This is a genomic window from Burkholderia sp. 9779_493, assembly GCF_015712215.1.
Classification (GTDB): Bacteria; Pseudomonadota; Gammaproteobacteria; order Burkholderiales; family Burkholderiaceae; genus Burkholderia; species Burkholderia cenocepacia.
Genome location: NZ_JACCQA010000015.1, coordinates 54,370 through 68,678, shown reverse-complemented (window position 1 = coordinate 68,678; position 14,309 = coordinate 54,370). Strand labels below are relative to the sequence as shown.

The following is a 14,309-nucleotide window of genomic DNA, read 5'->3' as shown; positions in this document are numbered from 1 at the left end:
GGCTTTCTACACGACAGGTCTAAAGGCGGGCGGCGCATGCCGCCCCGTTTCCGCACGCCGGCCGCTTACTGCGCCGGTGCGGTGAGCGGCTGGTTCTGCAGGTTGTCCGAGCCTTGCGGGCCGACGGGCGGCGACGCCTCGTTCGACACGTTCGGCGGCGGCGGACGATGGAACTGGAACTGCGGCTGGATCGCCGGCGCGGCGCCCGGCGGCTGGCCACCCGGCACCGGCGCGCCGCCCGAGGCCTGCGCGGCCGGCGTGAACCGACGCGAACCCGAACCCTGCCCCGACACCTGGTTGGTCGCGCGGTTCGCCGCGCGCGCCGCCTGGGCGTTCGCATCCTGGTCGACCGCCGCGCCGGACGCCGGCACGGTGGCCGGGCTCGCCGCAGCGGCAGCCTGCGCGGCGCTCGCGGCGGCCGCGGCTTCGGAAGCCTTCTTCGCCGCGGCAGCGGCCTTCGCCTTCTTGCCGCCGCGGTCCCCGTCGATGTCGGCCAGCAGGTCGAGCTCGGACGGCAGGTTGTCGGCGCCGGTCCAGCTCGTGACGCGATCGCCCGAGAAGTTGACCACGAGGTCGCGCTGCTGGACGATCGACGTCGAGCCGCGCTTGAAGTAGAAGAGATAATCCCAGCGATCCGCGTGGAACATGTCCGCCAGCAGCGGTGTGCCGAGCAGCGCGCGGACCTGCTCGCGCGTCATGCCGGCCTGCAACTGTGCGGCTTTCTCCTGCGACACGAAGTTGCCCTGCACGACGGTGATCCGATACGGCGTGATGCTCTGCGCAATGCGCTGCGTCACGCTGTCGTACGACGAACAACCCGCCAGCGCGACAACGGCGGCGGCAGCGATGATGGCACTCCGCATGCGACTCCTCTGAAAGTGCGAAAGCGATTCTGGGATCATTTCCTTCACCGTGCTGGCCCGCGTGCAGGCCGCGCGTATATCTGGAACGGCGAAAAGCCGGTAACATTGAAGCCCTGCATTGTACTCTAGGGATGCCTAGCCATGACCAATCCGACGGATCTCAAGAATATCGGGCTAAAGGCCACCCTACCGCGCCTCAAGATTCTCGAGATCTTCCAGCAGAGCCCCGTGCGCCACCTGACGGCCGAAGACGTCTACCGCAACCTGCTCAACGAGCAGCTCGACATCGGGCTCGCCACCGTCTATCGCGTGCTCACGCAGTTCGAGCAGGCCGGCCTGCTGTCGCGCAGCAACTTCGAATCCGGCAAGGCGGTGTTCGAGCTGAACGAAGGTTCGCACCACGACCACCTCGTGTGCCTCGATTGCGGCCGCGTCGAGGAATTCTTCGACGCCGAGATCGAGAGCCGCCAGCAGGCGATCGCGAAGGAACGCGGCTTCCGGCTCCAGGAGCACTCGCTCGCGATGTACGGTTCGTGCACGACCGAGAACTGCCCGCACCGCAAGCACTGAAGCGCGCCACCCGCGCACGCAAGACGGCCCGGCCGGCATCTCGCCGCCCGGGCCGTCCGCTTTTTCGGGGAATGGTGCCGCGCGCCCGGAAGGCTTACGAAAGCCCTTCGGCGCCCGCGCAGGCCGGCTCGAACTCGAGCGCCCACGCGCGTTCCAGCGGGATCTCGTCGCAATTCGGCTGCGGCCCGCCGCGATCGACGATCACGAAATCGCTGACCGCGTCGAGCGCGAGCAGCGGATGGTGCCAGACGCCCTTCGCATAATTGACGCCCTGCCAGCCCTCGGCCAGGAACGCGCGCATCGCGTCGGGCCGGAATTCGCCGGCCGGCGCGACGACGATCGCGTAGCGCGACACCGCCGCGAGCGGGATGAACGCCTGGCTGCCGTGCGGATGACGCTCCATCAGCGTGATCGCGACCGGCACCGCGCGCGGCTGCGCGCGAAACACGCTGACGAGCGGCCGGCCGCCGTCCGCGCAGACGTCGATCGTCGCGAGATCGTGAAAGCGCTCGGTCGTGCCGCCGTTGATCGGGAAATGCCGCGCGCCTTCGAGCGCGATCACGTCGCCGAACGGCGCGAACGCTTCGCGGGTCAGGCGCTCGACGCGCAGGATCGGGGTTCCGCTCATGCCGCTGCCCTCCTTCAAGCCGGCTCGCCCCACAGACGCAGGCGCGACACGCCGCCGTCCGGGAAGATGTTGAACCGCACGTGCGTGACAGGACCGAGCGCCGCGAGCTGGTCGAACGTGTGCACGTGATCCATCTGCAGCTTCTGCTCGCCGAGCAGTTCGGCCCAGAACATCGCCTGCGTGACGAGCGAATCGTCGGTGCCGCCCGTGACGTGCGCGGCCTGCAGTGAGCAGCGATCGGGGAAATTACCCTTGAAGAACGCCGTGTCGACCTCGACGCGCCGGATGATGCCCGGCCGCGCGAGCGCGACGATCGCCCAGTCGTTGCCGGGCTCGCGGCGGCGCCGCGTTTCCCAGCCGTCGCCCATGTTCACGCCGCGCCCCGGCATCAGCATCTGCGAGGCCGGGCCGAAGTGCTGGTTATTCGCGGCCACCAGATAACCGCCGTTCTCGATCGCCGCGAGATCGACCAGCTCGCCGGCCGGCACGTGACGCCAGTCGCGCTGCGGCTGGCCGTACACGCGCAGCCGCGCGAGCCCGCCGTCCGGATACAGGTTCACGCGCAGGTGCGTGACCGGCCGCGCATCGTCGACGCTCACGTAGTGATGCGAGTTGCCCTGCAGCGTCGTCGCGGGGACGATGGTGCGCCACTCGGCGTCGTCGGGCGGCGTGTCGCCGTCCACCGCGCAGGCCTCGATCGACGCGGCCGGCGGGAAGTTGCCGGTGAAGTGGCTCGTATCGAGATCGACGCCGACAATCACGCCCGGCCGCGCCAGACGCACCACGCAAAAGTCGTGGCCGGTCGTGCGCTTGCGGCGCGTTTCCCAGCCGTCCATCCACTTGCCGTGGTCGTCGTACTTGCCGGGAATGAACACGGCCGGCTCCGGATTCAGCATGCGCTCCTTCGGCGCGAAGAATTCGTCGCTGGCGAACAGCGCCTGCGCCCCGAGGCGCGGGTCGGCGAGGTTCATGTAGCGCCGCGTGAAAGCCGGCGCGTTCGGATCGAGAATGGGGGCTGCCATGTCGTCTCCATCATGTTGAGAAGCGCCGGCACGTCATCGCACCGGTCGCATGAAGTTCGGTCGCGCGGGGCGGCCAGGGGCGCCGCGCCGCGCGGGAGTCGCGTTCAGAGCGCGTGGGCCTGGTCGCCGGCGACCGGTGCGGCGCTGCCCGGCGCGTCGGCCACGTAGCGCAGCTCGCGGTTCAGCACGCGTTTCGCGCGGGCGCGGTCGATGTCGTTCTCCCACACCGCGACGACGACCGTCGCGACGCAGTTGCCGATCAGGTTGGTCAGCGCGCGGGCGATGCCGACGAACCAGTCGACCGGCAGGATCAGCACGAGGCCGAGCACCGGAATCGCGGGAATCGCCGACAGCGTCGCCGCGAGGATCACGATCGCCGAGCCGGGGATGCCGTGCGCGCCCTTCGACGTGACGAGCGACACGAGCAGCACGACGATCAGGTCGTGCGTGGACAGCGGCGTGTTGGTGGCCTGTGCGATGAACAGCACGGCGAGCGTCAGGTAGATCGAGAAGCCGTCGAGGTTGAACGAATAGCCGGTCGGGATCACGAGGCCGACGGTCGAATCCTTGATGCCCATGTATTCGAGCTTGCTCATCACCTGCGGCAGCACCGCGTCCGACGATGCCGTGCCGAGCACGATCGACAGTTCCTCGCGCAGGTAGCGGATCAGCTTGAACACCGAGAAGCCCGCGAGCCGCATCACCGCACCGAGCACGACCGTGACGAACACGAAGCAGCTCAGGTAGAACACCGCGACCAGGTAGCCGAGCTGCTTGAGCGACGCGACGCCGTACTTGCCGGTCGTGAACGCGATCGCGCCGAGCACGCCGAGCGGCGCGAGCTTGATGATGAAGCCGATGATCCGGAAGAACACGTGCGACAGTTCCTCGATCAGCGAATTGACGCGTTGCGCCTTGTCGCCGAGCAGCGACAGCGCGGAGCCGAACAGCACCGCGAACACGAGGATCTGCAGGATGTCGCCCTTCGCGAACGCGTCGATCGCGGTCTCGGGGATGATCTTCATCAGGTAGCCGGCCGTGTCCTTCAGGCTTTCGGCGTTCTTCGCGTACGTCGACAGCGACGCCGCGTCGAGCGAGCGCAGGTCGATGTTCATCCCGACGCCCGGGCGCGTGAGCCACGCGAGCACGAGCCCGATGCCGAGCGCGAGCGTCGTCATCACCTCGAAGTAGACGACGGCTTTCAGGCCGACCCGGCCGACCTTCTTCAGGTCGCCCGCATTGGCCATCCCGCTGACCACGACGCAGAACACGATCGGGCCGATGACCATCTTGATGAGCTTCAGGAAGCCGTCGCCGAGCGGTCGCAGCGACTCGGCGAAATGCGGGAAGAACGCGCCTAGCGCGACCCCCAGGATCAATGCGACGACTACCCGGCCAAACAGCGAATTGAGGAATTTCGACACGGCGCTCTCCCGATCCAACGGTTGCAGTTTCGTCTGTTCATACTGGTAAGACCAGTGATGTTATGGTGGATAGTAGGAAGCCGATATAGTGGCGTCAAGGACGGACAAAATAGGGATTTCCCGCCCCTGCGCACGCACCGCCGGCGCATCGGAAAGGGGCGGATCGTGGCTTTCCCGTAGGGCCGTCGTGCACCGCCCGCGTGCGGATTACAATGCCGGTCAGACCGGCCATCGTTCACATCATGAAAAATGTTCCGCATACCGTGACCGACGCCGCCATCGCGACGATCCGCGACCGGATCGAGGCAGGCGTGTATCCGGTCGGCAGCCTGCTGCCGGCCCAGCGCCAGCTCTCCGAGGAGCTGGAGATCAGCCGCGCGTCGCTGCGCGAGGCGCTGTCGACGCTCGAGGCGCTCGGGATGCTGCGCATCCGCGCGGGCAAGGGCGTGTACGTCGAAAGCGCGCAGGCGTCGGCCGCGCATCCGTGGCAATTCGCCGAGCAGTCGTCGCCGCCCGATACCTACCAGATGCGCTATGCGCTCGAAGGGTTCGCCGCGCGAATGGCCGCGCACGTGGTCAGCGATGCCGACATCGCGTGGTTCGAGGACAACCTCGCCGACCTGCACGTCGCGCTGACCGAAAGCGCGCTCGACGAGGCGTCGCGGCTCGATTTCGACTTCCACATGCGGATCATCCATCTGGCCGGCAACGCGGCGATCGAGTCCATCCTGCGCAGCAGCGCGGACATCATGAAGGAAAGCCAGCGCATGCCGTTCTACCGGCGCGAGCTGCTGCTGTCGACGTGGCACGAGCACCGCGCGATCGTCGACGCGCTGATCGCGCGCGATGCGGCGGCCGCCGGCACCGCGATCGAAACGCACATCGCGAACGCCGCGCAGCGCGCGGGCATCTTCTTCCCGACGCCCGGCGCGTAATCCCCCCGCGCCGCCGCCCGGCCGGTCCGGTCACCGTTCCGACCGATCGCGATACGCGCGCACGCAGTCGATGAACGCGCGGGCCGCGACGCTGCGGTATGCGCCCTTGCGCGTGAGCAGCGCGGCCGTGCGCGTCGGCAGCGGCGGATCGATCTCCAGCGCGCACAGGTCGCCGCTCTCGCGCGCGACCGCGTCGGGCAGCACCGTCGCGAGCCGGCCGCGCCGCACGAGCGCCAGCACCGCGCTGACCGTATTCGTCTCGATCGCGATCAACGGTCGCGCGTCGTGCTCGACGAAATACCGGTCGATCCGCTCGCGCGTCGCGAACGCACGGCTCAGCAGCACCAGCGGCTCGCCGCCGAGTTCGGCCGGCGTGAGCGCGCGGCGATGGCGCGCGAGCCGATGCGTGCGGCCCGTCACCAGCGCGAGCGGCTCGTCCCACAGCGGCAGCGCGTCGATGTCCGGCGCGCGCGGCGGCATGAACGCGAAACCGGCGTCGAGCCGGTCGTCGGCGAGCAGCGCCTCGATGCGTTCCTGCGGCATCGCGTCGATCGTCAGCGCGACGTTCGGATGGTCGGCATGGAACGCGTCGATCAGCGAGCCGCTCAGGTAGGCCGCGAAAGTCGGCATCATCGCGAGCCGCAGCGAACCGCGGCCGAGATCCGCGACATCGTGCAGCGCGCGCTGCCCGGTATCGAGCTCGTGCAGCGCCGCGCGCGCATGGCGCGCATAGACCTCGCCGAATTCGGTGAGCCGCACCGTGCGGCCCGAGCGGTCGAACAGCTGCACGCCGAGCGTTTCCTCGAGCTGGCGGACCTGCTGCGACAGCGTCGGCTGCGACACGTGCAGCGCGTCGGCCGCGCGCGTGAAACTGCGCTGCTCGGCGACGGCCAGGAAATAGCGGATGTGGCGGAGAAGCATCGCGGCCAACATATTGGTTTTGCCAATAGAGACCATAACGATCCAGTCTTGGACGCTATGGGTCGATTCCCGCATCATACGCACATCCGCTTCCGCGCACCGCCGCTGCCGGCGCACCGGAGCGGCACGCCCGGGCCTGCCCTGCCGCCCGCCGCACGACGATCCGCCGGCCGCCCGATCCGGGCCCGGCCGCGATCCGCCCGGCGCGCATCGGCTCACCGCCGATCCGTCGACGCCGGCCCCGATTTCCGTCACCCCGCGCAGCCGACGGCCCCGTGCCGCCGGCCGGCGCCGCCGTTTTTCGCGATCATGGAACCGCATCACGACAACCACCCTCCCCTCACCCGCGGCATGACACTGCTGTTCGCGTGCGCGTGCGGCATCGTCATCGGCAACATCTACTACGCGCAGCCGCTGCTCGCCGCGATCGCGCACAGCTTCGGGCGCGCGCCGACCGAGCTCGGCTATCTCGTCACGCTGACGCAGCTCGGCTATGCGGCCAGCCTGCTGCTGATCGTGCCGCTCGGCGATGCGGTCAATCGCCATACGCTGATCGTGCGGTTGCTGATGCTGAACGTCGTCGCGCTGGTCGCGGTCACGTTCAGCACCAACTTCACGATGTTCGTCGTCGCGAACATCGCGGTCGGCTTCGTCACCTGTTCGACGCAGCTGCTCGTGCCGTTCGCGGCGTCGCTCGCCGATGCGCGCTCGCGCGGCCGCGCGGTCGGCACCGTGATGAGCGGGCTCCTGCTCGGCATCCTGCTCGCGCGCGTCGCGGCCGGCGCGATCGCCGACGGGTTCGGCTGGCGCGCGGTGTACGGCATCGCCGCGGTGCTGGTGCTCGCGCTGACCGCAGTGCTCGCCGTGAAGCTGCCGAAGGATCGGCGCGACGCGCGGCTCGACTATGCGGCGCTGATGAAGTCGCTCGTCGCGCTGGTGCGCGCGCAGCCGCTGATCGCGCTGCGCTCGACCTACGGCGCGCTCGTGTTCGCGTGCTTCAGCCTGCTGTGGACGGGTCTCACGTTCCTGCTGAGCCAGCCGCCGTACAGCTATTCCGAAGGACAGATCGGCCTGTTCGGCATCGTCGGCGCAGTCGGTGCGCTCGCGGCGACGTCGGCCGGCCGGCTGGTCGATCGCGGCCACGGCAATGCCGCCACCGGCCTGTTCGCGGCGGCCGTGCTCGGCGCGTTCGCGCTGATCGCGACCGGCGCGCATTCGCTCGCGGCGCTGATCGCCGGCATACTGCTGCTCGACGTCGGCGTGCAGGGCATGCACATCTCGAACCAGAGCGTGATCTATGCGCTGGCCGGCCATGCGCGCAGCCGCGTGACGACGATCTACCTGACGAGCTACTTCATCGGCGGCGCGCTCGGCTCGTTCGCGGCGAGCGTCGCGTACGGCCTCGACGGCTGGCGCGGCGTGTGTATCGCGGGTGCGGCGCTATCGGGCGTACTGATCGCGCTGTGGCTCGCGTCGCAACGCGTCGGTTCGCGGCAGGTCACGCAATGAGGCGGTAGAGCGGCAATCCAGCAATTCGTTTGCGCCGCACGACGAAAAAGGCACGCGCCGCGCATCGCGGGCGTGCCTTTGTGCCAGGGGCGTCACTGCCGTCTCGACGCGCCAGCGCCGCACCGTCACGCGGCCTCGTTCGCGAAATCGATCAGCACCTTCATCGCCCGCTGGCGGTCGCCTGCCAGTTCGAATGCGAGGTTCGCGTCGCGCATCGGGAACACGCGCGTGACGGCCGGCCGCAGGTCGACGCGCCCCGCGTTGATCAACTGCACCGCCAGCGCGAATTCCGCGTGGAAGCGGAACGAGCCGCAGATCGACAGCTCCTTCGCGACCACGACGTTCTGCGGCAGGCTCACGTCGCCGCCGAGCCCGAGCTGCACGACGATGCCGCGCGGGCGCATCACGTCCAGCCCGTCGCGCAGCGCGCGCGCATTGCCCGAACACTCGATCATCACGTCGAACGTGCCCTTGCCGGCGCCGTAGCGCTCGACCCAGCCGGCATCGGCCGCCGCATTGATCGTGCGGTCCGCGCCGAGCGCGCTCGCGATTTCCAGCGGCGCGTCGACGACGTCGGTCGCGACGATCTCCGCCGCGCCGTGCACGCGCGCCGCCGCGACCGCCAGCACGCCGATCGGCCCGCACCCCGATACGAGCACGCGCTTGCCGATCAGCGGGCCTGCCCGCGACACCGCATGCAGCCCGACCGCGAACGGCTCGGCGAGCGCCGCGAGCGACAGCGGCACGTGATCGGCGACCTTCACGCACTGCACCGCGTCGCACACGAGCGCGTTGCGGAACGCGCCCTGCACGTGCGGCATCCGCATCGCGCTGCCGTAGAAGCGCATGTCGAGACACTGGTTCGGCAGCCCTTCGAGACAGTAGCGGCACACACCGCACGGCCGGCTCGGATTGACCGCGACGCGATCGCCGACCTTCACCGACGTCACGTCCGGCGCCACTGCCGCGACCGTGCCCGCGACTTCGTGGCCGAGCACCATCGGCTGCTGCAACCGGATCGCGCCGAAGCCGCCATGCCGGAAATAATGCAGGTCCGAGCCGCAGATGCCGCCCATCGCGACGTCGACACGCACCTGGCCCGGGCCGATCTCGCCCGCGTCCTGCTCCTCGACCCGCAGGTCGTTCGGCCCGTGGATCACCACACACATGCAACGCAACCGCATGACGCGCTCCTGGTTAGACGGCACTGGTCAGCCCGCCGTCGACGAACAGCGTCTGGCCGTTCACGAAATCGGACGCGGCCGACGCGAGGAAGATCGCCGCGCCGCACAGCTCGTCGACCTGCCCCCAGCGGCCGGCGGGCGTACGCTTGCACAGCCAGTCAGAAAACGCCGCGTCGTCGACCAGCGCGCGATTCAGTTCGGTTTCGAAATAGCCGGGTGCGAGGCCGTTCGCCTGGATGCCGTGGCGCGCCCAGTCGGCGCACATCCCTTTGGTCAGCATCCGCACCGCGCCCTTGGTCGCCGCATACGGTGCGATCGTGGGCCGGGCGAGCTCGCTCTGCACCGAGCAGATGTTGATGATCTTGCCGTGGCCACGCGCAATCATGTGCCGCGCGACGGCCTGCGCGACGTTGAACACGCCGTCGAGATTCACGCGCATCAGCGCATGCCAGTCGTCCGGGTCGAAAGCGTCGAGCGGCGCGCGGCGCTGGATGCCCGCATTGTTCACGAGGATGTCGATCGCGCCGACGCGCGCCTCGAACTCGTCGATCGCCGCACGGACCTGCGCGTGCTCGGCCACGTCGAACACCGCATGGTCGGCCGCGAAGCCTTCGTCGCGAAACCGGCGCGCGAGCGTCGCGGCCTTCTCTTCATTGCGATCGTTGATGACGATCGCCGCGCCGGCTTCCGCGAGCCCGCGGGCGAGCGTCAGTCCGATCCCGCGGCCGGAACCGGTAATCAGCGCACGGCGGCCGTCGAGGCGGAACCGGTCAAGCGCATGGGTCATGGATGTCTCCTCGTGCCAGTCGAGCCGGCCGCCCGTCGCGCCCGGTCTCCTGTTCACGATATCTTCGGCCGCCGGCCCGGCCCGCGCCAATGGTCTTTTTTGATCCGGTTATCATGAAAACTGATTACCGTCGCGTCGTCCCCGCCACCCATGGAACTCAAGCAATTGCGCGCCTTCGTCACGCTCGCGGAAGAGCTGCATTTCGGGCGCGCCGCGCAGCGCCTGTTCATCGTGCAGCCCGCGCTGAGCATGCAGATCAAGGCGCTCGAGGCGGAACTCGGCGCGCGCCTGTTCGAGCGCGACCGGCACAAGGTCGAGTTGAGCGACACCGGGCGCGTGTTCCTGCCGGAAGCGCGGGCGACGCTGCAGCAGGCCGCGCGCGCGGAACAGATCGCGCGGCTGTCGAGCCGCGGCGAAATCGGCACGCTGCGGATCGCGTTCGTATCGTCGGTGTTGCCGGCGCTGCTGCCGGCCGTGCTGCGCACGATGCGCGAGCGCTACCCGCTGATCGCGCTCGAACTGAAGGACATGCCGACGCCCGACCAGGTCGCCGCGCTGCGCGACCGCCGGATCGACTTCGGGATGATCCGGCTGCCGGCCGCGTATGCGGGCATCGACACGCGCGTGGTGCTCGAGGAAGGGTTCGTCGTCGCGCTGCCGCTCGACCATCCGCTCGCCGCGCACCACACGGTTTCGGCAGCCGCACTGCGCGGCCAGCCCGTGTTCGTGCTCGCGCGCCGCTACGCGCCCGGCTTTCACGACGACATGCTGCTCGCGCTGAGCCGTGCGGGCACGACGCTCGACATTGCGCAGGAGTTCGGCGAATTCACGACGATGCTCGCGCTCGTCGCGGCGGGAATGGGGATCGGGCTGATCCCGGCGGAAGCGGCCAGCGCGCTGCCGCCGAACGTGCTCGCGCGGCCGCTCGACCTGGCCGGGCATCGCAGCGGCATCGGCCTCGCGTGGACCGATCTCGACAGCCCGCTGAAGCGCGCGTTCGTCGATGCGATCGAGCACGTGACGGCGAACGCCGGGCAATAAAAAACCCGGCCGGGAAACCCCGGGCCGGGCTCGTTCGCCACGCCGGCCGCGTTGCGACGGCCGCGCGACGTGCGGGATTACTTCGCGTTCGCGAACGCGACAGCCGTATCCAGCATGCGGTTCGAGAAACCCCACTCGTTGTCGTACCAGCTCGACACCTTCACGAGGCGGCCCGACACCTTGGTCAGCGTCGCGTCGAACGTCGACGAAGCCGGGTTGTGGTTGAAGTCGATCGACACCAGCGGTGCGTCGTTGTAGCCGAGGATGCCCTTCAGCGCGCCTTCCGATGCTTCCTTCATGATCGCGTTGACTTCCTCGACCGTCGTGTCGCGCTTCGCGATGAACGACAGGTCGACGATCGACACGTTGATCGTCGGGACGCGGATCGCGTAACCGTCGAGCTTGCCGTTCAGTTCCGGCAGCACGAGGCCGACGGCCGATGCCGCGCCCGTCTTCGTCGGGATCTGGCTGTGCGTGGCCGAACGCGCGCGGCGCAGGTCTTCGTGATAGACGTCCGTCAGCACCTGGTCGTTCGTGTACGCGTGGATCGTCGTCATCAGGCCGGTTTCGAGGCCGATCTTGTCGTTCAGCGGCTTGACGAGCGGCGCGAGGCAGTTCGTCGTGCACGATGCGTTCGAGATGACCGTGTGCTCGGCCTTCAGCACGTCGTGGTTCACGCCGTAGACGATCGTCGCGTCGACGTCCTTGCCGCCCGGCGCCGAGATGATCACCTTCTTCGCGCCGCCCTTCAGGTGCGCGCTCGCCTTTTCCTTCGTCGTGAAGAAGCCCGTGCATTCCATCACGACGTCGACGCCCAGCTCGCCCCACGGCAGTTCGGCCGGGTTGCGGTTCGCGAGCACGCGGATCTTGTCGCCGTTCACGACGAGGTAGTCGCCGTCGACCGACACTTCGCCCGGGAACTTGCCGTGCGCGGTGTCGTACTGGGTCAGGTGCGCGTTGGTCTTCGCATCGCCCAGGTCGTTGATCGCGACGATCTCGAGATCGTGCTTCTTGCCGTTTTCATAGAACGCGCGCAGCGTGTTGCGGCCGATACGGCCGTAGCCGTTGATTGCGACGCGAATCGTCATGGTCTATCTCCTGATGGCTGAAAAAATTCGTTTCGTGCAGCTTCACGGTGCGACGCGCGCGAGGGGTGGCGCGCGTCGCGTATGCTTTTAGGCCAGCACGGCCTTCGCGGTCTCGACGACGTGCTCGACGGTGAAGCCGAAGTACTTGAACAGCACGCCGGCCGGCGCCGATTCGCCGAACGTGTCGATCCCGACGACGCCGCCTTCAAGGCCGACGTACTTGTGCCAGAAGCTCGTCACGCCCGCTTCGATCGCGACGCGGCGCACGCCGTGCGGCAGCACGCGTTCGCGGTACTCGGCGTCCTGGCGGTCGAACACGTTGGTCGACGGCATCGACACGACGCGGGCCGCGATGCCCTGCTGCGCGAGCGGCTCGACGGCCTTCATCGCGAGTTCGACTTCCGAGCCCGTCGCGATCAGGATGATCTTGCGCGCGACGATTTCTTCGTCCCAGTCCTTCAGCACGTAGCCGCCCTTCTCGATGTTGGCGATCTGCGCATCGGTACGCGGGTTGAACGCGAGGTTCTGGCGGCTGAAGATCAGGCTCGACGGACGATCCGCGGCGACCGCGTGAGTCCAGGCGACGGCCGTCTCGACCGTGTCGGCCGGACGCCAGACGTCGTGGTTCGGAATCAGGCGCAGGCTCGACACGTGCTCGATCGACTGGTGCGTCGGGCCGTCTTCGCCGAGGCCGATCGAATCGTGCGTGAACACGAAGATCGACGGCACCTTCATCAGCGCGGCCACGCGCAGCGCGTTGCGGCTGTAGTCGGAGAACGTCAGGAACGTGCCGCCGAACGGCTTGTGGCCGCCATGCAGAGCGAGGCCGTTGATCGCGGCGCTCATGCCGAATTCGCGCACGCCGTAGTTGATGTGGTTGCCGAGCAGCACGCCCGCGCCTTCCGGATTCGCGCGCACCGCCTTCGACGCCTTCCAGTTGGTCAGGTTCGAGCCGGTCAGGTCGGCCGAGCCGCCGAGCAGTTCGGGCAGCGCGGCGGCCAGCCCTTCGATCGCCTGCTGCGACGCCTTGCGGGTCGCGACCGTCTCGGCGCGCTCGTTCGCGCCGGCGATGATCGCTGCCGCCTTCTCGGCCCAGTCGGCCGGCAGCTTGTTCGCCATCCGGCGCTCGAATTCGGCGGCTTCCGCCGGGAACTTCGCGCGATAAGCGGCGAACGTCGCGTCCCATTCGGACTCGGCGCGCTTGCCGGCTTCCTTCGCGTCCCAGGCCGCATAGACTTCCTGCGGAATCACGAACGGCTCCCACTTCCAGCCGAGCGCTTCGCGCGTCTTCGCGATTTCTTCCGCGCCGAGCGCCGCGCCGTGCACGTCGTGGCCGCCGGCCTTCGTGGCCGCGCCCTTGCCGATCACCGTCTTGCAGCAGATCAGCGTCGGCTTGTCCGACAGCTTCGCCTTCGCGATGGCCGCGTCGACCGCATCGACGTCGTGGCCGTTCACGTTCGGGATCACGTTCCAGCCGTACGCTTCGAAGCGCTTCGGCGTGTCGTCGTGGAACCAGTTGACGACGTCGCCGTCGATCGAGATGCCGTTGTCGTCGTACAGCGCGATCAGCTTGTTCAGCTTCAGCGTGCCCGCGAGCGAGCAGGCCTCGTGCGAGATACCTTCCATCAGACAGCCGTCGCCGAGGAACACGTACGTGTGGTGATCGACGATCTTCGCGCCGTCACGGTTGAACTCGTCGGCCATCAGCGCTTCGCCGAGCGCCATGCCGACCGCGTTCGCGAGACCCTGGCCGAGCGGGCCGGTGGTCGTCTCGACGCCCGGCGTGATCCCGTATTCCGGGTGGCCCGGCGTCTTCGAGTGCAGCTGGCGGAAATTCTTCAGCTCCTCGATCGGCAGGTCGTAGCCGGTCAGGTGCAGCAGCGAGTACAGCAGCATCGAGCCATGGCCGTTCGACAGCACGAAACGGTCGCGGTCGGCCCAGTGCGGGTTCGTCGGGTTGTGCTTCAGATGGCGCGACCACAGCGCGACGCCGATTTCGGCCATGCCCATCGGCATGCCGGGGTGGCCGGAGTTCGCTTGCTGGACGGCGTCCATCGCGAGCGCACGGATCGCGTTGGCCATCAGGGTGGTGGAGGCGGGAGACGAAGTCGTCATGTCGAGTCCGGAGAACGAGTCGAGGAAACGGGGGCACGGCGGCATCCGGAAGCTCGAGCGTCAATCGTTCCCGGCGCGCGGTGCGGCGCCTGACGGACGCGAAGCGGACGGAGCCAACGGACGGGGCTGCAAAGCTCGTCATTTTAACAGATGGGCTGACATTTCCCTTGTCGGCGCATCGTGTTCCGGCACGGTTTTCCACCAAACCGCCCGCCTCCTATA

General features: G+C 68.4%; 13 protein-coding genes. 4 read left to right on the top strand and 9 right to left on the bottom strand.

Translation table 11 applies throughout. From position 1 onward, the window contains the following. Positions 1-65: 65 nt before the first annotated feature. Positions 66-863 carry an outer membrane protein assembly factor BamE gene (bamE, locus tag H0X95_RS17355; RefSeq protein ID WP_006496725.1) on the bottom strand — a complete coding sequence of 266 codons (798 nt, stop codon included), beginning with the start codon at positions 861-863 and terminating at the stop codon, positions 66-68. Positions 864-1,004: 141 nt separating this feature from the next. Between bamE and fur the strand changes: the two genes are divergently transcribed. Next, positions 1,005-1,433 carry a ferric iron uptake transcriptional regulator gene (gene fur / locus H0X95_RS17350; RefSeq protein ID WP_006400349.1) on the top strand — a complete coding sequence of 143 codons (429 nt, stop codon included), beginning with the start codon at positions 1,005-1,007 and terminating at the stop codon, positions 1,431-1,433. Between the two features lie 94 nt (positions 1,434-1,527). Here the strand turns inward: fur and H0X95_RS17345 are convergent, their stop codons facing one another. The 3 genes from H0X95_RS17345 to H0X95_RS17335 all read right to left on the bottom strand — a co-directional run bounded on the left by H0X95_RS17345 (position 1,528) and on the right by H0X95_RS17335 (position 4,507). Next, positions 1,528-2,061: an ureidoglycolate lyase gene (locus H0X95_RS17345; protein WP_059721692.1), complete on the bottom strand. Its 534-nt coding sequence runs from the start codon at positions 2,059-2,061 to the stop codon at positions 1,528-1,530. A gap of 14 nt (positions 2,062-2,075) precedes the next feature. Continuing rightward, complete coding sequence (alc, locus tag H0X95_RS17340) at positions 2,076-3,083, bottom strand: allantoicase (RefSeq protein ID WP_006476931.1); 1,008 nt, start codon at positions 3,081-3,083, stop codon at positions 2,076-2,078. Positions 3,084-3,187: 104 nt separating this feature from the next. Beyond that, positions 3,188-4,507: a C4-dicarboxylate transporter DctA gene (locus H0X95_RS17335; RefSeq protein WP_006484664.1), complete on the bottom strand. Its 1,320-nt coding sequence runs from the start codon at positions 4,505-4,507 to the stop codon at positions 3,188-3,190. Positions 4,508-4,719: 212 nt separating this feature from the next. On the opposite strand from H0X95_RS17335, the gene H0X95_RS17330 reads away from it, so the two are divergent. Beyond that, positions 4,720-5,442, top strand: coding sequence for a FadR/GntR family transcriptional regulator (locus tag H0X95_RS17330; protein ID WP_006484666.1), 723 nt, complete (start codon positions 4,720-4,722; stop codon positions 5,440-5,442). Between the two features lie 30 nt (positions 5,443-5,472). On the opposite strand, the gene cynR is transcribed toward H0X95_RS17330, so the two are convergent. Then, positions 5,473-6,363 carry a transcriptional regulator CynR gene (gene cynR, locus H0X95_RS17325; protein WP_196446126.1) on the bottom strand — a complete coding sequence of 297 codons (891 nt, stop codon included), beginning with the start codon at positions 6,361-6,363 and terminating at the stop codon, positions 5,473-5,475. Between the two features lie 309 nt (positions 6,364-6,672). Here cynR and H0X95_RS17320 point away from each other — a divergent pair, with 309 nt between their 5' ends. Beyond that, positions 6,673-7,872: an MFS transporter gene (locus H0X95_RS17320; RefSeq protein WP_059721664.1), complete on the top strand. Its 1,200-nt coding sequence runs from the start codon at positions 6,673-6,675 to the stop codon at positions 7,870-7,872. Between the two features lie 125 nt (positions 7,873-7,997). Here H0X95_RS17320 and H0X95_RS17315 read toward each other — a convergent pair whose 3' ends face one another. Together H0X95_RS17315 and H0X95_RS17310 are read right to left on the bottom strand one after the other, a co-directional pair. After that, positions 7,998-9,056 (bottom strand): L-idonate 5-dehydrogenase, encoded by a 1,059-nt coding sequence (locus H0X95_RS17315; protein WP_006496728.1) that lies wholly within the window; start codon positions 9,054-9,056, stop codon positions 7,998-8,000. A 13-nt stretch (positions 9,057-9,069) separates the two neighbouring features. After that, entirely contained in the window at positions 9,070-9,843 is a 774-nt protein-coding gene (locus tag H0X95_RS17310; protein ID WP_034201869.1) for an SDR family NAD(P)-dependent oxidoreductase, read from the bottom strand. Positions 9,844-9,993: 150 nt separating this feature from the next. Between H0X95_RS17310 and H0X95_RS17305 the strand changes: the two genes are divergently transcribed. Then, positions 9,994-10,884, top strand: a complete 891-nt coding sequence (locus H0X95_RS17305) for a LysR family transcriptional regulator (RefSeq protein ID WP_006496730.1) — start codon at positions 9,994-9,996, stop codon at positions 10,882-10,884. A gap of 77 nt (positions 10,885-10,961) precedes the next feature. Here the strand turns inward: H0X95_RS17305 and gap are convergent, their stop codons facing one another. Next, entirely contained in the window at positions 10,962-11,972 is a 1,011-nt protein-coding gene (gene gap, locus H0X95_RS17300; RefSeq protein WP_006485712.1) for a type I glyceraldehyde-3-phosphate dehydrogenase, read from the bottom strand. Between the two features lie 87 nt (positions 11,973-12,059). Beyond that, positions 12,060-14,132, bottom strand: coding sequence for a transketolase (tkt, locus tag H0X95_RS17295; RefSeq protein ID WP_006485709.1), 2,073 nt, complete (start codon positions 14,130-14,132; stop codon positions 12,060-12,062). Positions 14,133-14,309: the final 177 nt, after the last annotated feature.